17 protein-coding genes are annotated in these 20,020 nt (G+C 68.4%); 10 read left to right on the forward strand and 7 right to left on the reverse strand.

Annotated features, from left to right (window positions below; translation table 11 throughout):
• Positions 1–5: 5 nt before the first annotated feature.
• The 6 genes from AC3A46_RS09190 to asnB all read left to right on the forward strand — a co-directional run bounded on the left by AC3A46_RS09190 (position 6) and on the right by asnB (position 8,972).
• Positions 6–1,451: an oligosaccharide flippase family protein gene (locus AC3A46_RS09190; protein ID WP_487664898.1), complete on the forward strand. Its 1,446-nt coding sequence runs from the start codon at positions 6–8 to the stop codon at positions 1,449–1,451.
• Positions 1,448–2,752, forward strand: a complete 1,305-nt coding sequence (locus tag AC3A46_RS09195) for a glycosyltransferase family 4 protein (RefSeq protein ID WP_487664899.1) — start codon at positions 1,448–1,450, stop codon at positions 2,750–2,752. Before AC3A46_RS09190 ends, AC3A46_RS09195 begins: the two co-directional genes overlap by 4 nt.
• Positions 2,742–3,848 (forward strand): glycosyltransferase family protein, encoded by a 1,107-nt coding sequence (locus tag AC3A46_RS09200; protein ID WP_487664900.1) that lies wholly within the window; start codon positions 2,742–2,744, stop codon positions 3,846–3,848. Before AC3A46_RS09195 ends, AC3A46_RS09200 begins: the two co-directional genes overlap by 11 nt.
• A gap of 16 nt (positions 3,849–3,864) precedes the next feature.
• Positions 3,865–5,256, forward strand: a complete 1,392-nt coding sequence (locus AC3A46_RS09205; protein ID WP_487664901.1) for a glycosyltransferase family 4 protein — start codon at positions 3,865–3,867, stop codon at positions 5,254–5,256.
• Between the two features lie 86 nt (positions 5,257–5,342).
• On the forward strand, positions 5,343–7,007 hold the full coding sequence (locus AC3A46_RS09210; protein ID WP_487664902.1) for a DUF4082 domain-containing protein: 1,665 nt from the start codon (positions 5,343–5,345) through the stop codon (positions 7,005–7,007).
• Positions 7,008–7,106: 99 nt separating this feature from the next.
• Complete coding sequence (asnB, locus tag AC3A46_RS09215; RefSeq protein WP_487664903.1) at positions 7,107–8,972, forward strand: asparagine synthase (glutamine-hydrolyzing); 1,866 nt, start codon at positions 7,107–7,109, stop codon at positions 8,970–8,972.
• Here asnB and AC3A46_RS09220 read toward each other — a convergent pair.
• Positions 8,955–9,791 (reverse strand): glycosyltransferase, encoded by an 837-nt coding sequence (locus AC3A46_RS09220; protein ID WP_487664904.1) that lies wholly within the window; start codon positions 9,789–9,791, stop codon positions 8,955–8,957. The two genes, asnB and AC3A46_RS09220, sit on opposite strands and share 18 nt — an antisense overlap.
• The gene (locus AC3A46_RS09225) at positions 9,788–10,684 is read right to left on the reverse strand and encodes a glycosyltransferase family 2 protein (RefSeq protein WP_487664905.1); all 897 of its coding nucleotides are present in this window, start codon (positions 10,682–10,684) and stop codon (positions 9,788–9,790) included. Before AC3A46_RS09225 ends, AC3A46_RS09220 begins: the two co-directional genes overlap by 4 nt.
• Positions 10,685–10,842: 158 nt before the next feature.
• Between AC3A46_RS09225 and AC3A46_RS09230 the strand changes: the two genes are divergently transcribed.
• The 4 genes from AC3A46_RS09230 to AC3A46_RS09245 are packed head-to-tail and all read left to right on the forward strand — an operon-like array spanning position 10,843 to position 14,195.
• Positions 10,843–11,529 (forward strand): hypothetical protein, encoded by a 687-nt coding sequence (locus AC3A46_RS09230; protein WP_487664906.1) that lies wholly within the window; start codon positions 10,843–10,845, stop codon positions 11,527–11,529.
• On the forward strand, positions 11,526–12,362 hold the full coding sequence (locus AC3A46_RS09235) for a hypothetical protein (protein ID WP_487664907.1): 837 nt from the start codon (positions 11,526–11,528) through the stop codon (positions 12,360–12,362). Before AC3A46_RS09230 ends, AC3A46_RS09235 begins: the two co-directional genes overlap by 4 nt.
• Entirely contained in the window at positions 12,346–13,746 is a 1,401-nt protein-coding gene (locus AC3A46_RS09240; protein WP_487664908.1) for an O-antigen ligase family protein, read from the forward strand. Before AC3A46_RS09235 ends, AC3A46_RS09240 begins: the two co-directional genes overlap by 17 nt.
• Positions 13,743–14,195: a VanZ family protein gene (locus tag AC3A46_RS09245; protein ID WP_487664909.1), complete on the forward strand. Its 453-nt coding sequence runs from the start codon at positions 13,743–13,745 to the stop codon at positions 14,193–14,195. Before AC3A46_RS09240 ends, AC3A46_RS09245 begins: the two co-directional genes overlap by 4 nt.
• Positions 14,196–14,198: 3 nt before the next feature.
• Here AC3A46_RS09245 and AC3A46_RS09250 read toward each other — a convergent pair whose 3' ends face one another.
• The 5 genes from AC3A46_RS09250 to AC3A46_RS09270 all read right to left on the reverse strand — a co-directional run bounded on the left by AC3A46_RS09250 (position 14,199) and on the right by AC3A46_RS09270 (position 20,009).
• Positions 14,199–15,200: an O-fucosyltransferase family protein gene (locus tag AC3A46_RS09250; protein WP_487664910.1), complete on the reverse strand. Its 1,002-nt coding sequence runs from the start codon at positions 15,198–15,200 to the stop codon at positions 14,199–14,201.
• A 46-nt stretch (positions 15,201–15,246) separates the two neighbouring features.
• Positions 15,247–16,245, reverse strand: coding sequence for a hypothetical protein (locus AC3A46_RS09255; RefSeq protein ID WP_487664911.1), 999 nt, complete (start codon positions 16,243–16,245; stop codon positions 15,247–15,249).
• 23 nt (positions 16,246–16,268) lie between these two features.
• Positions 16,269–17,558 (reverse strand): MFS transporter, encoded by a 1,290-nt coding sequence (locus tag AC3A46_RS09260; protein WP_487664912.1) that lies wholly within the window; start codon positions 17,556–17,558, stop codon positions 16,269–16,271.
• 8 nt (positions 17,559–17,566) lie between these two features.
• On the reverse strand, positions 17,567–18,208 hold the full coding sequence (locus AC3A46_RS09265) for a hypothetical protein (RefSeq protein ID WP_487664913.1): 642 nt from the start codon (positions 18,206–18,208) through the stop codon (positions 17,567–17,569).
• Positions 18,209–18,443: 235 nt separating this feature from the next.
• Entirely contained in the window at positions 18,444–20,009 is a 1,566-nt protein-coding gene (locus AC3A46_RS09270) for a sugar transferase (protein ID WP_487664914.1), read from the reverse strand.
• Positions 20,010–20,020: the final 11 nt, after the last annotated feature.

The raw sequence follows: 20,020 nt of genomic DNA on the forward strand, positions 1-20,020 counted from the left end.
GCGCGATGGTCGGATCAGAGCGCAGAGAACCGGGCGCCACGCGAGCGCTGGGATGGAGCTTCGCCAACACCGCGTTCGGCAAGCTCGGCACTCTGCTGATCTCCATCATCATCGCGCGCGTCCTCGGGCCTGATGACTTCGGCACGTACGCCGTCGCCCTGGTCGCCCTCGCAGCAGTGCTGAGCTTCAACGAGCTGGGCGTGAGTCTCGCCATCGTTCGCTGGGAGGGCGATCCACGGCGGATCGCCCCCACCGTGACGACGGTCTCCGTGGCCGCGAGCCTGCTCTTCTTCGCAGTCGCCTACGTCGCCACCCCCGCCTTCGCGGCCGCCATGGGCGACGAGTCGGCGACGGACGTCGTCCGCGTCATGCTGCTGTGCGTACCGCTGAACGGCCTGGTCGCCACTTCTGCCGCCATCATGCAGCGGGAGTATCAACAGGGCCGACGCACCATCGCCGACCAGGTGAACATTTGGCTCGGTGCGGGGATCTCGGTGCTGCTGGCCCTCCTGGGATGGGGCGCGATGAGCCTCGCGATCGGCCGTGTCGCAGCATCCGTCGTCTTCAGCGTCATGCTGATCGCATTCAGCCCCATCCGGCTGCGATTCGGGTGGGATCGCCGGCTCATCGGTCCTCTCCTGCGCTTCGGCATCCCGCTCGCCGGAGCGAGCATGATCGTGTTCGCCGTCGGCTACGCCGATCAGATCGTGGTCGGCGCTGTCCTCGGCCCGCAGGCGCTCGGCTTCTATCTCCTGGCCTTCAATCTCGCGAGCTGGCCGGTCAGCATGCTGTCGCAGCCGATCCGCGCGGTCGCACCGGCCGCCTTCGCCCGCATGCAGCAGGACGACGCACGCATGGCGGTGAACTTCCGCGCCGGATTCCGGCTGATACTCGCCGTCGCCCTGCCGGCCTGCGCCTTTCTCTCGGGTGCGGCGGTCCCGATCGTGACCTTCGTGTACGGGGAGGTGTGGGCGCCGGCGGCGCTCGCTCTGCAGTGGCTCGCGCTGCAGGCCGCGGTGCGAATCGTCTTCGAGTTGGCCTACGACTTCCTCGCCGTGAGGAAGCGGTCCGCGACGCTGATGACGATTCAGATCGTATGGCTGGTCTCGCTGGTGCCTGCGCTGCTGATCGGCGCCCACTCCGGCGGGATCGAGGGAGTGGCGATCGCGCAGTTCGTCGTCGCCACGCTCGTCCTCGTCGTCTGCTACGGATGGGCCCTCGCTCGTGCCGGGATCGACATCGTCGTCCTGGCCCGAGCGGCTGTGGTCCCGCTGATGGCGGCCGTCGTGGCGGGGGTGGGCGGCCGGCTCTTGTCGGTCGCCTTCGTCAGTGATCTCCTGGCCGCGCTCGCCGCCGGGGTGCTGGCGGTCCTGATCATCGGTGCGCTGCTGTGGCTCTCCCGCGGCTCCATCGGCACGTTGCGCCGTGTCGAAGAGGCGGCCACGCGATGAGGATCCTGGTCTACCCGCACGATCTGGGCATGGGTGGCAGTCAGCTGAACGCCATCGAGCTCGCCGCAGCCGTGCGGGACCTCGGCCACGAGGTCTGCATGTTCGGGCGGGCGGGGACGCTGAACTCCCGGATCGAAGACCTGGGCCTGGAATTCATCGCGGCGCCGCCCCAAGGCAGGCGGCCGTCCCCGGTCACCGCCGCTGCGCTGCGCCGGCTCGCTCGCGACCGCGCCCTCGACATCCTCCACGGGTACGAGTGGCCGCCGGTGCTCGACTCCGCGCTGGCCATGGGTGTCCCTGGGAGTGCGACCGTCGTGGGGACCGTCATGTCGATGTCCGTGGCGCCGTTCATCCCCCGCAACATTCTGCTCGTGGTCGGAACGGCGGAGATCGCGTCCCATGAGCGCGCGGCGGGGCGGGTGCGGACCGTCGTCATCGAGCCTCCCGTCGACCTCGCTCACAACGACATCGACGCCCCACCGGGCGATCTCGAGCGGTTCCGGCGCACGTACGGGGTCGATGCCCGTCGTATCAACATCGTGGCGGTCACGCGCTTCGCACACGAGCTCAAGCTCGAAGGCCTCGTGACCGCCATCGACGTGGTGGGTCGCCTCTCGCGATCCACCCCGGTGCGGCTGGTCCTCGTGGGTGACGGTCCGGCGCGCGACGTGGTGGCGGAGCGCGCCGGGGCCGTCAACGAGGAGTTCGGTGCCGGGACGATCGTGATGACGGGACAGGTCGCAGATCCGCGCGCGGCGTACGCGTCGGCCGACATCTCCATCGGGATGGGAGGATCGGCTCTGCGCGCGCTCGCCTATGGCGTTCCGCTGATCGTCCAGGGTGAGAACGGCTTCTGGAGAACACTCCGGCCGGGTACGGCGGACCAGTTCCTGTGGACCGGGTGGTACGGCGTCGGAGCCGGGCGGGACGCGGGTCCGCAGCAGCTCGAGGCAGAGCTCCTCCCCCTGCTGGGCGACACGGAGGAGCGGGGGAGGCTCGGGAGGTTCGGGCTGGAGCTGGTGCGGCGCCGGTTCTCGCTCGCGCGCGCAGCGCACCTGCAGGTCGAGGTCTACCGACGAGCGCTCGGCAGACCCAGCCGCCTTCCGCACGCCCATGAGGCAGCCGCACTCGCGCGATATTCGCGCTACTACGTCGGCAAGCGCGTACGGCGTGCCCTCGGCACCGAGGCGACAGACGACTTCAATTCCCGAACGGTCACGGCCAGCGGAGCGGCTCCGCCCAGGATCCTGCCCGCCCGTCCAGGTGACCCCGAACCCTCTGGGAGCGATCATGGGCAATGAACCACCGATCCTGTGGATCGCCGGCGTGGGCTGGGATGACATGGTCGGCACCGATCGCCGGATGGTGACCGCGATCGCCGCTCACCGCGGGGTGCTGTGGGTGGACTCGCCGCACCGCCGTCAATGGCGGGGATGGATCGGCGGTGCAGCGCCCGCGGTCGATGTGGTGGCTGACTCCGTCGTCAGGCTGCGGGTGCCCGCTCCTCCCGGGTTCAGCCGTCGGCCGATCCGCCCGCTCACTGAGGTGCTGCAGCACATCACTGAGCGGCGCATCACAGGACGACGGTTCTCCGGGCCGGTGATCGTGGCCAGCCCGGTGGCGAGTTTCCCGCACCTCCCGTCCTCTCGGCGCATCCTCTACCTGACGGACGACTGGATCGGCGGCAGTGGTCTGATGGGTCTCGAACGCTCGTGGGTGCGCGAGACGGTTCACGCGAACGCCGCGAAGTCCGACGCGGTGGTGGCGATCTCGCCTCCGCTGCTGGACGGGTTGCGCGCGGATGGTGTGCTGCCACAGGTGACAGCGGTCATCCCCAACGGGGCGCCGGTTCTCGCTGCCCACCACACTCAGAGGGAACGTGTCGCCGGCGTCGTGGGCCAGCTCAACGAGCGGCTCGACCTGGGTCTGCTGGAAGCCGTCCTGCACCGTGGTGTTGCGCTGCGCCTGGTCGGGCCGAGGACCGACAGCGACCCCCGGTTCTCGCAGAGGCTGACCGCGCTCCTCGATCGGCCGGACGTCGAGTGGGCCGGCGAGGTCGAGCCCGATCGCCTGCCAGCGGAGCTGTCGCGGCTCGGAGTCGGGCTGACGCCCTATGCACCGAGCGACTTCAACCGCTCCAGCTTCCCCCTGAAGACGCTCGAGTACCTCGCAGCGGGAGTGCCGGTGGTCTCGAGCGATCTCGCCGCCTCTCGCTGGCTTGCCACCGACCACGTCAGCATCGCGTCGGACGGCGAAGACTTCGCCCGGCTGGTCGTCAGGGAGCTCGACCGCGTCGAGTCCGACGATGCGGGAGCCGAGCGGCGGCGATTCGCACAGCAGCACAGCTGGGAGCACCGCGCACAGGACTTCCTGGCGCTGTTGGACGAGGCGAGTTAGAGCGGGGGCAGGCGAAATGAAGAGAGCGAACAGTCGTCGTCGGGTACTGATCATCGTGGAGAACCTGCCGGTACCCCTTGACCGGCGCGTGTGGCTCGAGTGCCAGGCCCTGACTGCTCAGGGATACAGCGTCACGGTCATCTGCCCCAAAGGGCCCGGTGACCCCGCCTTCCATGTGATCGACGGCGTGAAGATCTACAAGTACGACCCGGCGCCGGAGGCGAAACGGGCCTTCGGATTCGCCTACGAGTTCGCGTACTCGTGGATCCGCACCGCCCGGCTCTCACTGCGGGCCTGGCGGCGCGAGCGATTCGACGTCATCCAGGCGTGCAATCCGCCGGACACCTATTGGCTCCTGGCGCTGCTCTGGCGAGTGCGGGGTGTCAGGTTTGTCTTCGACCAGCACGACCTCAACCCGGAACTGTACCTCTCGCGATTCGGTCGACCGACGAGCGTTCCGGGCCGGCTGCAGCTCAGTGGTCTCTTGTGGCTGGAACGGATGACGTATCGCGTGGCCGACCGGGTGATCTCGACGAACGGCTCGTACAAGCGCGTCGCCCTTTCTCGCGGTCGCGTCCGCGCCGGTCATGTCACCGTCGTCCGCAGCGGACCGGATACGACGGTCATGCGACCGGTCCACCCTGGTCCCGTCCGCGACGGAGCGACCGGCGTCCTGGCGTACATCGGCATCATGGGGCCGCAGGACGGCGTCGAGAATGCTCTGGCGGTGATAGATGAACTGGTCCATGCCCGTGGCCGTATACATCTCCGCGCCATCCTGATGGGGTTCGGCGACTGTTTCGAGGATCTGAAGCGGGAATGCCACCAGCGGGGTCTGGATAACAACGTCGTCTTCACCGGCCGGGTGGGGCCTCGAGAGATCGCACGCAACCTCAGCGCCGCCGACATCGGGCTGGGGCCGGATCCGGACACACCGCTCAACAACATCTCCACGATGAACAAGACCATGGAGTACATGGCTTTCGGCCTTCCCTCCGTCTCCTTCGACCTCGAGGAGACTCGCGTCTCCGCGGGCGACACCGGCCTGTTCGTCCGATCAGGCGACATCCAGGCCTTCGCTGACGCGGTCGAAGCGCTCCTTGACGACGACGACCGTCGCGCCGGGTTGGGCCTCGCCGCGCGTGAGCGGGTGACGCGCGAGCTCGATTGGCGGCCGCAGGCGCTGGCCTACGTCGGAGTCTTCGACGAGCTATTGGGCAATCAACCCGATGAGGAGCGACGATCCGCGTGGCCGTTCGCCCCCGCCAACGCGGATCGACCCGAGATACACGGGATGAAGACCGTCGATCTGGACGATCTCGACGGGCTGCGTCGGTTCATCCGCGACCGTGACGCCGAGCAAGCCGCCGGGGATGAACGCTTGATGAGAAAGGTCAGTCATCGATGAGGATGTCCTCACTGTCCAGGGTTCCCCCGGGCGCGTCGGGTTAGCCTTGCCGGGTTTACCCCGACCCCCCACGTCCGGAGCAGTTGATGTCCCTCCCCCCCACCACCCGATCTGCCGTGCGCCATCGTAAGCGCCCTGGCGTCCTTCACCGCTGGGCGATCGCGACGATCGCCGCCGCCACCGTCGCCGCGGGTGCGCTGGCAGCCGCGCCCGCGCTCGCTGAGACCACCGCCACCGGCATCTTCGCCGATGACCTGCAGCCGACGGTGGCGGTCGACCCCGACCGTGTGCCTGTGGAGCTCGGCGTGAAATTCACGCCCGAGCGTGACGGATCCGTCACCGCACTGCAGTACTACCAGGGCCGCGACGCTGATGGCGTTCGCAGTGCCACGCTCTGGTCGGCCGACGGACGCCGCCTCGCCTCCGCCACCTTCTCACCGACCACCCAGGTGGGGTGGCGCACGATCGAGCTCACCGAGCCCGTCGCGCTGGAAGCGGGACGGAAGTACGTCGTCTCCTACTTCGCCCCGCAGGGCGGGTACCCCGTCATAGAGAACGACCTCACCCAGCAGCGGACCCAGAACGGCTTCACGCTCGATCGGGGTGCTGGTGTGTTCCGTTACGGCACGTCGTCGGGCTTCCCGACCAGCTCGTACAGCGGCTCAAACTACCTGGTGGATGTCGTCTACGAGCGTCACGCGAGCGGTGAGGGGCCGGTGACGACACCCAGCCCGACTTCGTCGCCGAACCCGACGAACACGACCTCCCCGACGAAGCCGTCGCCCCCACCCACGACGTCGCCCACGCCGACTCCGACTGTCGTGCCGAGCCCGACTCCGACGGTGACAGCCACCCCGACTCCGACTCCCACCCCGACTGAGCCCGCAGGCTCCAGCTCGGGCCCGGGTTGGACCGTGAACGCGTCGACCGTGGGCCTCGCGCCGCTCGGCCTGTCGTGCTCGAACCTCCCGCTCTACAGCGGCCCGTCGGCCGTTGCCGCCGGTACCGTGATCTCCGGCAAGCGCATCACGACCAACCTCGATCTCTCGGCCGGGAACATCGTGGTCGAGCGCAGCTGCGTCCAGCCGACCAGCGCCTGGCGTGGCCTCCCCATCTTGAGCACGCAGAACAACGACACCTTCAAGATTGCTCCCCAGACGGTGACGATCCGCGACAGCGAACTCGACGGATCGAAGCTCGACCGCGAGTCGGCCGCCTGGGCTACCGGGATCATGGGCAACGCCAGCGTCATCAGCACCTACATCCACGGGTTCGGCAGCGGGATCGCGATCATGAACTCCGGCAAGGAGCTCGACGTGCTCATCGAGCGGAACTATGTGACGAACCTCATCGCATGGGGCGATCCCGCAACGACCGGGAACCACACCGATGGATTCACCATCCGCGACTTCACGGACGCGAGCCGGGCCGACCGCACCCTCACCGTGCTCAACAACCGCTTCGGCTCTGATTCCGGGAATGACACCGGCGCGTTCTTCGTGCAGGCCTACTCCGGTAGGATCGACAACGTGCGCGTGGAGGGCAATCTCCTCGAGGGTGCCGGCTACCAGCTCGCGCTCGAATACAAGAACTACGGCTACAGCAACATGACGGCCGTCAACAACCGTATGACCGGGACCGGATGGGGCGCGAGCTACGTCATCGGCGGTCCGGGCTGGCAGACCTGGTCGGAGAACTACATCTACGACCCGAGTCAGCCGGACGGCAAGGGTCGCACCGTTCGACCGTAGCGGTCCAACCGCGGCGAGGCGCCCCACGTGCACGTGGGGCGCCTCATTTCCTTTCCACGGGCATGATCTCCGGGACGATGTGGGCGCTACCATCATGAAATGTGCGGGATCGTGGGGAGCATCCGCTTCCAACAGGCGCGCGCGGACCGGCATGTCGTCGAGGAAATGACCGGGACGCTTCGACATCGCGGTCCCGACGATGAGGGTTGCTGGCTCGAGGGTCCGGTCGGCTTCGGCCACCGGCGGCTCTCGATCATCGACGTGGGTGGATCTCGCCAGCCTATGCAGAGCCACGATGGCCGGTGGACCATCGTGTTCAACGGCGAGATCTTCAACTACCGGGAGCTGCGCAGATCCCTGCGCTACCCGTTCCAGACGGACGGAGACACCGAGACCATCCTGGCCGGACTCGCAACGCACGGCATCACCTATGTGGATCGCCTCGTCGGGCAATTCGCTTTCGCCGCTTATGACCGCGAGGCCGGTGTCGTTCATCTCGTCCGCGACCGCCTCGGTGTGCTGCCGCTGTATCACCGGACCACGAGCACTGGGATGCTTTTCGCGTCCGAGGTCAAAGCGATCCTGGCCGGTATGGAATCCGGCCCGTCCGTCGACTACGAGAGCCTCGATTCCTACCTTTCGGGGAGGTCGGTCACGGCGCCTCACACGATGTTCGAGGGCATCAAGAAACTCCGTGCGGCGCACCGCATGGAGGTTCGCCTCGACGGGTCCGTCCGCGAGCACCGGTACTGGACCCCTCCCGAGCCCGACGGTTCATCGTGGACCCCGGAGAGCGCGATCGACGCGGTCGACGCTGCGATAACGGATGCGGTGGACGCCGCGCTCGTCGCGGATGTGCCGGTGGGTGCCTACCTCAGTGGAGGCGTCGACAGCAGCCTGATCGTCGCCAAGGCGGCGCGCCATCGCACCGGAGAGCCGCTCAAGACCTTCTCCGCCGGTTTCGGCGACCCACGCAACGACGAGCTGCCGTACGCTCTCGCCGTCAGTCGTCACGTCGGCACGGAGCACCACGAGGTCCACGTTGACGCGGCAGATTTCGAGGCGCTCTGGCCGGAGCTGACCTGGCACCGAGATGCGCCCATGTCGGAGCCGGCGGACTTCGCCGTGTACCGGCTGGCGCAGGCGGCGCGCGAGCACGTCACCGTGGTGCTGTCGGGAGAGGGAGGAGACGAGCTCTTCGCGGGCTATCCCAAGTACAAGGCCGCCCGCGCCATGCAGCTGCTCTCCCTTCCCCCGCGAAGCCTGCGACGGGCTGTCGGCGACTCTCTGGATCGACGCCTCCCGGAGCGGTTCTCGAAAGCCAGGATCGGGCTTCGCGTGTGGGCCGCTCCAACACCCGTCGATCAGTACCGCGCGTGGTTCTCACCCTTTTCGCAGGCCGAGCGGCGTGTGTTGCTGGCGGGCGTCAGCACTCGCGTCGCCACACCGGTGGGGCCTTTTGGCGGTGACCCCATCCGCGCGATGCTTCTCTCGGATCTCGCCGGATGGCTGCCGGACAACCTCCTCGAGCGCGGCGACCGGATGTCCATGGCGGCGTCGTTGGAGCTTCGCCCTCCGCTGCTGGATCACCGCCTCGTCGACCTCGCCTTCCGTCTGCCATCCGTGTTGAAAGTGCGGCGAGGAGCGACGAAGTGGGTGCTCAAAGAGGTGGCGCGCCGATATGTGCCCGATGAGATCGTCGATCGCCGCAAGGTGGGGTTCAGAGTGCCACTCGATGCCTGGTTCCGAACCTCACTGCGCGAGAGCGTCAGAGAACGCCTGCTGGGCTACGGATTCGTCTCGCAGACGCTGAACCGATCAGCCGTGGCCGACGTTGTGGCGCGGCACGAGAGCGGTGTCTTCAATGAGGACATCCGCATCTGGACGCTGATGTCTCTCGCCGTCTGGCATGAGACCTTCTTCGAGTCACACGCCGACGGCTCCGGCTCAGCCCCCTGCACGTGAGCTGAGATCCCGTTCCCAGCGTGGTCGGTCCCGGCGGAAGCGAGCCTGCACCCGCGCGATCACGATCACGGTGGCGTAGGTGGCGACGTCCACGATTCGCCCGGGCGATGTGCGCAACACCTGAGCGAGGTCGATGAGCTGACTCTTCTGGCCACCTGTGAGGCCCCTCGCATCCGGCATGACCTCGCTCTGAGAACGGTAGCTGCGGCGGAGTATGCGAAGCAGGTCGGACGTGCGGCGGGGCGTCGTGACGACCACCGGGTCCGTCGCCACGATCAGGATCTCGTCGGGGGAGACCAGCTCATGGATGAACAGGTCGTCCGAGATGAGGTCCGGAAACTCGTCGAACCGCGCCCGCGCCTCAGTCGAGAGCCCGTAGCAGCCGGCCCCCCAGAGCGCGGAGTTTATCGACGGCAGCCGCTGACGTGTGCGATACCAGCGACGCACCACCCAGGACGCCGCGCTGGTGTCGAATCGGTGAGGCGGCCGTCCGGCGATCGCTCCACCGTCCAATGCGGCGAGGACATCGCGCGCAGCACGCGCGGTCAGCACGACGTCGGCATCGAGGTAGATGCGTGGACCCGGAGCAGCGCGCCGATCCCCCTCGCGCAGCGCCGCGGTCTTGGAGGGGATGTCCAGTTCCGCGAGATCGACGTCCGGGAAGCCTTTCACGATGTCCGCCGTCCTGTCGGTGCACCCGTTGCAGACGACGACGATGCGAATCGTTCCTTCGCGAGCGACGGCGGAGAGTGCCGAGAGGGTTCGGCCGACCACCCTCTCCTCATTGTGAGCGGCGATGACGATGGTGCCGCGGCTCATCGTGGGCCCCCGGGCAGCGCCGCGCGTGCGGCTGGGGACAGCAGAGCGGCGAGCGCCGCACGTGCGCCGGCGCGGTGCGGGCGAACGAGGTTGCGCAGCACCAGGATGGCCCCGAACGCACCGGAGGACATCCGGCCATGCCACTTCCGGTAATAGCGGAGCTTGTTCACCTCGAGGAGGGCGTCGAGCTGAGGCGAGCGGCCCGATCCGCCGCCGCGGTGCACGACGACGGCATCCGGCACGAACATGATCTGCCCACCGGCGTTCCGGATGCGCCGGGCGTAGTCGGTCTCCTCGGAGTACATGAAGAACCGCGCTTCGTCCCACGCCCCGAGCGTCGCCGCTGTCTCCGCCCGGATCGCCAGAGCGGCGCCCGTCGCCCAGTCCACCGGGTGCGGAAGGGAGTAGGCGCCGGGATCGCGCTGGGTCTCGGACAGCACGGCTGGTCTGCGAGGCCACCTGGACCCGAAGAGCGAATCGCCCAATGCCCCGGCGAGCGTCGGTTCCCGTCGGATGGAGTCCTGGCGGTGGCCGGCCTCGTCGACGATGGCGGGTACCGCCGCGGCCGCGCCGGCGTCGAGCGCCCGCGCCAACGCGGCCATGCTTCCCGCCGTCGCCGTCAGGTCCGGGTTGAGGACGACGGTGACCCGCGCTGCAGGGGCGACACGCGTGCCGAGGTTGATCCCACCGGAGTAGCCGAGGTTCCCTGGCGCGGTGACGACGCGGACCGGGTGTCCGGCGTCTATCAGCGACGAGAGGTCGTCGTCCGGCGCATTGTTCACGACGATGGCGCACCAGGATTCCCCGGACACGGCGTCCGGAAGGGACTGGAGAAGGCGTTCGACGTCGGCGCGGCTCCGGTACGAGACGATGATGAACGAGAAATCCAGCACGTCTGCCCCTCGGCACGCGATCGATGGATGGTGAGAAGACGTTAGCGGATGCCGCTTCCGCACGCACTCCCGCCACAGCAGGAAAACACCAGACCTCCGGAATAGACTCCTCACGCGGAAGGCAGAGCTGCACTTCCGCATATATCACGGGAGGCCGGATGATCACGCGCGACATCCTGGGCAGCCTGCGCAGGCGCTGGTACGTTCCCGCCCTGACGATCCTCGTCGTGGCAGCTCTGGCGGTCATGTTCTACCGGGACGGCGGCAGCTTCGTCGCTAAGACCGCGGTGACCTTCGCGCTTCCGGCGACGACCGGTCTTGCGCCTGACAACGGCACCACCGACGAGAGCGTGATCGCATTCGCGGGTGCGGTTGCGGCAGAGGTGAACGACGGCAAACCGCCGATGCGATACGCCGCGTCAGATGCGCCGTACTACGGTGCGGGCGTGCGCCAAGGAGTTTCGGTCGGGCTTCCGAACGCTGGCGGTCAATGGGGCTCGGACTATCGGACAGCGACCATCGAGATCCAGATCGTGGGCCGCACGGAAGAATGGGTGGCGCTCACGCAGAAGCGCCTGCTCGATGAGATCCTCGAGGCGGCCTCGGTCCAGCAGGCGACCACCGCCCCCTCCGAGGCCATCACCGCGCACGTCGAGCCGCTGACCATGGAGATCGTGCCGGTGACCCCGGGGCGCCTGAGTACCGTCGCCGCCCTCGCGGCGCTGGGGGCGGCGGCGACGATCGTCGGGGTGTCGGTCGCAGTGTGGCTCGACCGGCTCTTCCTCCGTGCGCGGCATCGGCGTACGCTGAGGGCTGTTCTGCATGCCGGAGGGGGCACCGCATGAACGTCGCCGATATCGGACGCGGCCTTCTGCGCCGCTGGTACATCGTCGTGCCTGGGCTGATCGTCGCCGTGGCAGTCTCGTTCGGGGTGTGGAACGTGGTGAAGCCTGGATACGAGCGCTCGGCCGTCCAGTTGCTGTTGCCGGGGCCCGGAACCCTCCCCGAGACGACGTCGAACCCCTACCTGTTCATCGGCGGCCTTTCTCAGGCGGCCGACGTCATCGTCCGCGCCGTGGGATCCGATGCGGTTCTCGATGAGATCCTGGACGACTACCCCGACACCGACATCGCTGTCTCGCGGGACCCCACCACTCCGGGCCCGGTCATCCTCATCTCGGTCACAGCTCAGAGTGATGCAGCAGCAGCAGAAGTCGTGGACCTGCTGGTGACTTCGACGGCAGGAGAGCTAGAGCGCCTGCAGTCGGAACAGGGGGTGCCCGAGGCCGACCGGGTGACGGCTTCGATCCTCGCTATCGACGAAAGAAGCGAGCTGCAGCAGCGCGAGCGCTTGGTCCTGAGCGCCGGTGCAGGAATGGCGATCGTCCTTCTGACGCTCGTTGTTGCGAGTGTCATAGACGGCCTCACCCGACGGGTCCATACCGGAGGTCGCACCGGACGTGCCGTGAGCACGAGAGGCCGTCGCGAGGCGGGTTCCACCGACGACCAGTTCCACGGTCGGCAGCAGACCCAGCAACCGGAGCCCGCGTCGCGCGACGGGGAGGAGGCCGCGACAGACACGGTCGCCATCGGCCTGAGCCGACTCCTTGCTGATGAGGCGAAACCCGTCGAGGCGACGACACCTCCGAAGTCGGCCAAGCGTGTCAGACCCTCCTGAGCCTGCACCTCCGGTTCCCGTCTGGCGGCACCAGCTCGCTCGGCGGGGCAAAGGTGGCGCAGCCGTCAACATGCTGGTCGCCTACATCGTTCTGCTGTTCGCCGTGCCCTCGGGAATCGGCCTCGGTGGGCTGGGGTCCCTCGGCAAGCCGGCCCTGTGGTGGGGCCTGTTCCTCCTGATCTGGTGGTTCTTACACCGCCTGCAGGCCCGCGGTGCGGATGTCTCGCCGGTGAGGCAGCCGGTGCTGCTCGCGATCGGGATGTTCGTCGTGGTGGTGCTCATCGCATTCGCCGCCGCGATGCTGCGCGGTCAGCCCGGTGACCAGATCAGTCCAGCGATCACCGCGCTGCTCCGACTCGCCTCGTGGATCGGCGTGCTTCTCGTGACGATGGACGGCGTGCGCACGCACACCGACGCCCGCCGGCTCATCCGAGCGCTCGCGGTGGTCGGCGGCGCGCTGGCGGCACTCGGTCTTGCGCAGTTCTTGAGCGGCCAGTCTTTCCTCGAATGGATGCTCACGCTGCCGGGCGTCTCCGCCGACGGCGCGGCGATCGACACACGCGGCGGATTCTCACGTGCGTCCGGAACCGCCACCCACCCCCTGGAGTACGCCACAGCGCTGACGGCCATACTGCCACTTGCGCTCGTGACGGCGATCGCCGGCGGCTTCTCGCCCGCAAAGCGCCACTTCGCGCGGTGGTGGATCCCCGTCGCCCTGATCACGACCGCTTCCCTCGTGTCGGTGTCGCGGTCGGCGATCGTCGGTCTCGTCGTGGCGATCGTCACCTCGTTGCCGGCGCTGCCCGTGCGATACCGCTGGGGCGTAGGCGTGGGCGCCAGCGTCCTGGCGCTCGGAGTCGCGGTCGTGGTGCCGGGGATCTTCACCACGATGGTCTCTCTGTTCGCGGGCGCGGCGGAGGATCCGAGCACGCAGTCGCGCACCACCGCCCTCGCCCGCGTGCCCGAGTTCATCGCCTCGTCCCCGGTGATCGGCCAGGGGTTCGGGGTCTTTCTCCCTCGGTACTACATCTTCGACAACCAGTGGGTGCTGCTGACGGTCGAGACCGGGGTGATGGGTGTCGCTGCCTTCGCGCTCGTGGTGGTCATCTCCATGACGAGCGCGATACGCGCCCGGACGCGATCGCCCTTCGAGGACACGAAGGCGATCAGCACGGCGCTTGCCGCCTCGTTGACGACGATCACGGTGCTGTTCTTCTTCTTCGACGGACTGTCGTTTCCGATCTCCGCCGGCTTGTTCTTCATGATCGCCGGGATGTGCGCGTCGGTACGCACGATCAGCGAGGCCGACGCCAGCGTCGCCACGGCACGGAGCAGAGTTCGCGCCGCACCCCGGACCCGGACGATCGCGGAGAATAGCGAATGAGCGCTCGACGGCGGCCGGCCTGGCCGTTGATCGGCCTCGCGGTCTACGGCGCTGCGGTGGCCCTCATCCTCGTCCTGCCGGTCAGTTACGGCGAGATGATCCAGCGGATCGCGGAAGGTCTCCAGGGCGCCGGCGTGCGCGGGTTCGGCGCGGGGTGGATCGAGTTCTTCGCGAACGTACTGATGTTCGTCCCGCTGGGATTCCTCCTTGCGATGGTGTTCAGCCGCGCGTGGCAGGGCGTCGCCCTCGCATTGGCGCTGTCGGTGCTCGCGGAGACCGCGCAGATGGTCCTCCCCGGACGGCAGCCCAGTCTGCGAGATGTCATCGCCAACCTCGTGGGCGCGGGGCTGGGGGCGGCGGCGGCCCTCGTCTGGTCCGCGGGTCGTCACCGGCGACGGACGGCCCCCGACCCCGGAACGGCGGCGCATGCCGACGATCCTCAGCGCTAGCGATCATGCCCAGGTCTGAAGCCACCGCTTGACGACCACCCGCGTGTTGTAGCGGTCGATGTCGCGCTGCCGGGAACGCGGGATGGCCCCGATGAGGGCCGCGGCGACCGAGAAGGTGGAGTGCCGCGAGTGGACTAGCCAGTCGCATGTCGAGAGCGCCCACATGTCGATCAGCGCGTTCTCGGCTTCGCGCAGCGGGTCGTCGGCCACGACGTGTTCGTGCAGGGAGTTGTCGTCGTCCCCGAGGACCTTCTCGATGACCACGACGCGGTCGAAGGCGAGACGGAACTTCGCCTGAACCCCCTCGTTGTCGGTCGCGAGGAAGATCGTCGCTTCGGGCTCCTGCTGCCGAAGCCTTTCTACCTCTCGGAAGATGCGGCTCAGGGACACCTTCCGATCGGTGTAGCGGATATGGACGCCGATCACTCCCGCCTCTCGGTCGGGGAGGAGATTCGCGACGGCGGTGCGTATCCGGGCATTCGGCCGGAAGTGGCGCTGCAGCGCCCACCGTGTGAGTTCGTCGCTGGTCATGCCACGGAGCACCGGGAGCCGGACCGCGCGGCGCCTGATTCGCGCCATCTTCGGGAGATACGACCAGAAGACGGCGACGGGCGCCGGCGTCTGCGGATGGGTCAGATCGATGGACAGCTTGCGATAGATGAACGGGTTGCTGTGATCCTCGGGGAACAGATCCGAGATGACGTCCGTGGGGTGCTCTCCCATGCGACCGCGCCAGAGCGCGGGATCGACGTCCGCGCAATCATCGAAGCGATCCGGCGTCGTCGCGACGGGGCTGTCGAAGAGACGCGGGTAGGCGTCCTCGCCCTTCGCGAGGTACTCCCCGTCACGCCAATCGATCACGGGCGTGCGACGCGTCAGCTCTGCGAGCACGATGGCCGTGGCCGCTGACAGGATCCTGTTGCCGAATCCACCCTTGGCCTTGACCACCAGGAAACGCGCGTCCGTCGTCTTGTGGGCAGGCACGTCCCCGTCCATCGGGCTCATCTGCCTCACCTCCCTTGATCTCGCAGGTGCTCGAAACTACGGACACTCAGCCACGCACCACGGACGGTGACCAGGCGTGCGGGATGAACAACTCGGGACCGCCGGAGCCGTCGGCGGTGAGCGACCACACATCGGTATCGCCCACCGCGTCGTCTCGTGGGAGGCCGTAGAGGATCGTGTCGTCGTCCAGCCAGGCGATCTGATCGTCGACATTGCGAGTTTCGGCATCCAGAACCCACACGTCACCGGTCGCGAGATCCATGATCGCCGGCGTCCAGTGCGCGGTCGGACCGGAGCCGGCGGTGAGCTGCTTGAAAGCGACGCGCGTTCGGTCGGGGGATGCCGACGGGCACTCGACGTCCTCCGCGATCGCGGTGAGCGTGCGCGCTCGCAGATCGCCGCGCACCAGATAGGTGCGGCCGCTCGTCGTGAGTCCCGCAGTTGCGTAGAACGTCGTGTCATCGACGAACGTCACGCCCCAGTAGTTGCGATCCGTGGGAGCGGTGATCTCGCCGTCGATGCGGAGCTGATAATCCTCGAGGTTGCCCATTTCCTCTCCACCGCTGGTGTGCACAACCGTCTCGGTGGAGAACCCGACCGTCGCGTAGGAGTGGCCCGTCACGAAGGCTGTCGTGGCGACGAGAGTGCCGTCCGCCGAGATCCGGCTGCGGCTTGGTATTCCCGCCAGCGACCATTTCGCCATCTCTGTTCCGTCGGTTCTGAAGAGAGTCGCGGTGAAGCCGGGAACGATCCCGCGTTCGGTCCGAAGGCAGACGAACTCCTCCTCGGTCGCCGCCACGCGGTCGCACGCGTGGTCCGTCAGAGCACGAGCACCGCCGGGATCGTCGAGGGCGACGCTGGCGAGTTGCCCATAGCCCTGTCCGACGGCGGTGTTGCGGAACACGACGCGGTCGCCGTCCCCCCAGTCGCGCGAACCCCCGATGTGGATCGCGCTGGGTGCGGTCCGGCCGGCCTCGTACTTCTGCCACGCGACGACGCCGAACATCAGCGCACCGCCGAGCAGCGCCACGGAGACGACGCTCACGAGCAGCCACCTCGCCCGATCCGTCACGACGCGCCTCGTGCCGTCAGGAAGGGGCGCAGCAGCAGCGCCACCAGCGGAAGCGCGATCGCGAGAAGACCTGCCGCGACGAGCATCGAGTTCTCCGGCCCGATTCCGAACCAGAGGATGCCGAACGCCACGGCCGACAGGAACCGGGTCAGCGCCACCACGGTCTGCGCGGCGGCGATTCCGGTGCCGTGGGTCTCGGGCGTCGTCAACTGGGCCGCGAGGGCGGAAAGCACGCCGTCGGTGGCCGCATAGAAGGCCCCCAGGAACACCAGGCACAGGACGGTCGCCGCGATTTCAGCGACCGGAAGGGCGGCGGTCACATAGGTGGCGAGGAGCCCGACATGACCGAAGACGAAGACGCGCGCCCGCCCGACGCGGTCGGCCAGCTTGCCGAGTGGGATCGCGAACGCCAGAAAGGCGAGGTTCGTCCCGACGTAGAAGAGCGGGAACCACTGTGCGGCGAAGTCGCTGCGTGCCTGCAGCACCAGATAGACGAATCCATCCCCGATCGTCAGCAAGCCCAGGATGCCGCACGCGGCGAGGACGCGCCGCATCGGGCCCGTCGTGATCGCGCCCCAGTCGAACCGCGCCCGCGGTGGCGGTGGGTCTCCGGCGGCGTCCGGGGCGGTCGCGCGTGTGTGGGTGCGGACGTTCGGCACCAGCACGCCGAGGATCAGGACACCGATCGCCGCGCAGGCGAACGAGACCGCGAAGACCGTCTTGTAGCCGTCCGGGATCAGCAGCAGGATGAAGAACGCGAGCAGCGGGCCGACGGCTGCACCGACATTGTCGAGCGTGCGGTGCACGCCGAACGACGTCCCGAGGGCCCCAGATCTCGAGGCGGCCGTGATGAGTGCGTCGCGCGGTGCGGTCCGGATCCCCTTTCCGATGCGGTCCGCCGTGATGACTGCCGTGATGGCGACGAAACCCGACGCTAACACCAGCCCGAGGCGTGCGACGGCAGCGAGCGCATATCCCGTGAAGGCGACCCACTTCGGCTGATCAGCTCGGTCCGAGGCGTAGCCGGCGGCGATCCGTACCAGGGCGCTCACCCCCTGGTAGAGGCCGTCCAAGATTCCGAAGGCGATCGTCGAGAGGCCGAGGACGCCGGTGATGTACAGCGGAAGGATCGCCGACACCGATTCGGACGAGATGTCGGTGAGCATGGACACGACGCCCAGGGTCACGACGGTCGACGAGACGGTGCGAACTCCCCCCGGCGCTGCGGCTGCGTCGTGCCGCCCGGGCTCGTCCGAAGTCGGGGTGTTGGAGAGGGAGATGTACATGCCGTGACTCAGGTGGTCCGGAAGACGCCGTGCACGGTGTAGACCGTCCCCGTCCCCGCGGCGGACGTGAAGGCCAGCGTGAGCGATTCGAACGTGCTCGTGTAGCCGAGCGAGCCGTCCGCGCTCGCGGACTGGGGCGCGAGGCCTTTGGACGCCCAGAGCTGCGCGTAGTGCGCGCTGACCTCGGCAGGAGAGGCATCAGTCCGCGCGACGAGCGAGACCTGCATGACATCGCCTTCCGTCGCGATCGTGTTCTGGACCACTTGCGCGTCGGGGGCCGGTCCGGCAATCTCCGTCGGGAATCCCTCGACGAGTTCTCCGTCGCCGGAGGCGGATGCCGGAAGCGGCGGCGCGATCAACGGCGCGGTCGACGGGAGGCTGGGCAGTCGATCGCTGCCCGGCACGGAGGGCGGCGGCACCTCGCTGCCGGTCGTCGGCGTTGCGACGGGTAGCGGGCCCGGCGTCGTCGGCACGGGCGAAGACGTCTGCGGCGTTGCTGCGGTCTGGTCCGGGTCCGCGTCGGGGGCGGCCATGAACCACACCGCGCCGGCGACCACGAGGGCGGCGACGACGCCGACGATGATCAGCACGCGCCACATCATCGGCGTCAGGCCGCCGGCGCGTGCTGTCGATCTCTGCTGGTCCTCCATGCTCGGCCCCCAAGCCCTGATTGCGGTCTCCCTGCTCGCGGCAGGCGTCAATGTCGTCGCGCGCCTGGACACCTCGTCCCAGGGACCCGCGGCCACGCCCAGTTGGGGGAATGGGCAACCGCCGCGCGCATGACCGCCAGTGTGCACCTGACGGAGCGCCACGGCTCGTGACCGCGGATCCGGTTGTTGGCGGCCGGCGACGCCGTTGTCGCCGGCCTGGTCTGCTGCGGGAGCATCAGTACGCCCCCTTCGGTGCGATCATGACCCGGGCCGTGCGCCACATGATCATGAGGTCCGTCGCGATCGACCAGTTCTCCACATAGCGAAGGTCCAGTCGCACGCTCTCCTCCCAGGACAGGTCGCTGCGGCCGCTGATCTGCCAGAGCCCGGTGATGCCGGGCTTGATGTACAGGCGCCGGTAGACCGTGCCGTCGTACCTCGTCACCTCCGCCGGAAGGGGCGGCCGCGGCCCGACGATGCTCATGTCGCCGCGCAGCACGTTCACGAACTGCGGCAGCTCGTCGATCGAGAACTTCCGGAGCACGGCTCCTACGCGCGTCACCCGCGGGTCCCGCTTCAGCTTGAACAGCGGGCCCGCCCCCTGGTTCTGGGCGTGCAGCTCATCGCGCCGGGTCTCGGCGTCGACGCCCATCGTGCGGAACTTCATCATCAGGAACTGCCGGCCATCGCGGCCCACCCGCAGTTGGTGGAAGAGCACCGGGCCTGGGGAATCGAGCTTGATCGCGATGGCGATGACCGGCGTCACGAGCAGGATCGGCACCAGGGCGAGCAGCGACAGCACGACGTCCATGCCGCGCTTGATCGCGTGGATTCCGCCTTCGAACTCCGGGATCTTCACCTGCACGAGCGGCAGTCCGTCCAAGGGACGCAGCGAGAGTCGCGGCCCGGCGACGTCGGTGAGCCGGTTGCACAGCACGAGCTCGGCCGCCGTCCCCTCCAGCTCCCAGCCGAGGCGCCGCACGAAGTCGCGGTCGTCGTCGGGCGTGCTCGCGACGACGATCGCGTCGGCGCCGGAGGTGCGGCCGAAGGCTGCGGTCGAGCGGATCGATCCGATGACGGGGTACTGGCGGCCGTCGATGTCGATGGGCTCGGTCAGCGCCTCGGTGGTCGTCGCGCCGATGACGTGATACGCGTGGTGGGGGTCGTTGACGAGCTTCTCGATGACGTACTCGACATCGTCCCGGGATCCCGCCACGATGACGCGCGAGACGCACTCGCCCCGCTCCCGCTCGTGGATGAGCCACTTGCGCCACATCCAGCGGCTGAACACCAATGTGACCAGCCCGAACGGCAGGGCGACGATCACCTGCGCGCGCAGCCCGGGCAGCTGAGCGAGGATGAAGACGGTCGACAGGACGCCGAAGGCGAGGCCCGTCGCGTGACCGACGCGCTTGTACTCCGCGGAGCCGGCTCCGAGCACCGCGGGTTCCCGCGTTCGCGCGAGCCACAGCAGGACCATCCACGCGGCGATGACGAACGCGCCGATGCGCGCCGGCCCCGCGAGATCCGCGAGGTCGGCGTGAGGGCCAGCCTCGACGACGGTCGCCGCGACGACCGCGACCGTGACACTGACCGTGTCGGTGAAGTCCAGCCGCCGCCGGAATCGCCGCTCCCAGAGATGGCGGCGCTCCAGCGACGGCTGGACCCTTGGGGCTACTGCAGCGGGAAGGGTCTCGAAGAGGGGGCGCGGGAGGATCGGGCGTCGGCGGAGTGTTCGGGTCACTCCGCCGGCGCCCGCGGGCGCCGCGTCGATCGCGGCCGGATTCAGACCGCGGTCCACCGCGCGCACGA

It is taken from the genome of Microbacterium sp. Soil_C_42 (assembly GCF_057656735.1).

Coding starts and splice junctions, on each gene's coding strand:
- AC3A46_RS09220 (WP_487664904.1), bottom strand. CDS start 9,791: ATGAGCCGCGGCACCATCGTCATCGCCGCTCACAATGAGGAGAGGGTG.
- AC3A46_RS09260 (WP_487664912.1), bottom strand. CDS start 17,558: ATGTACATCTCCCTCTCCAACACCCCGACTTCGGACGAGCCCGGGCGG.
- asnB (WP_487664903.1), top strand. CDS start 7,107: ATGTGCGGGATCGTGGGGAGCATCCGCTTCCAACAGGCGCGCGCGGAC.
- AC3A46_RS09190 (WP_487664898.1), top strand. CDS start 6: ATGGTCGGATCAGAGCGCAGAGAACCGGGCGCCACGCGAGCGCTGGGA.
- AC3A46_RS09230 (WP_487664906.1), top strand. CDS start 10,843: ATGATCACGCGCGACATCCTGGGCAGCCTGCGCAGGCGCTGGTACGTT.
- AC3A46_RS09245 (WP_487664909.1), top strand. CDS start 13,743: ATGAGCGCTCGACGGCGGCCGGCCTGGCCGTTGATCGGCCTCGCGGTC.
- AC3A46_RS09205 (WP_487664901.1), top strand. CDS start 3,865: ATGAAGAGAGCGAACAGTCGTCGTCGGGTACTGATCATCGTGGAGAAC.
- AC3A46_RS09250 (WP_487664910.1), bottom strand. CDS start 15,200: ATGAGCCCGATGGACGGGGACGTGCCTGCCCACAAGACGACGGACGCG.
- AC3A46_RS09200 (WP_487664900.1), top strand. CDS start 2,742: ATGGGCAATGAACCACCGATCCTGTGGATCGCCGGCGTGGGCTGGGAT.
- AC3A46_RS09195 (WP_487664899.1), top strand. CDS start 1,448: ATGAGGATCCTGGTCTACCCGCACGATCTGGGCATGGGTGGCAGTCAG.
- AC3A46_RS09210 (WP_487664902.1), top strand. CDS start 5,343: ATGTCCCTCCCCCCCACCACCCGATCTGCCGTGCGCCATCGTAAGCGC.
- AC3A46_RS09265 (WP_487664913.1), bottom strand. CDS start 18,208: ATGGAGGACCAGCAGAGATCGACAGCACGCGCCGGCGGCCTGACGCCG.
- AC3A46_RS09235 (WP_487664907.1), top strand. CDS start 11,526: ATGAACGTCGCCGATATCGGACGCGGCCTTCTGCGCCGCTGGTACATC.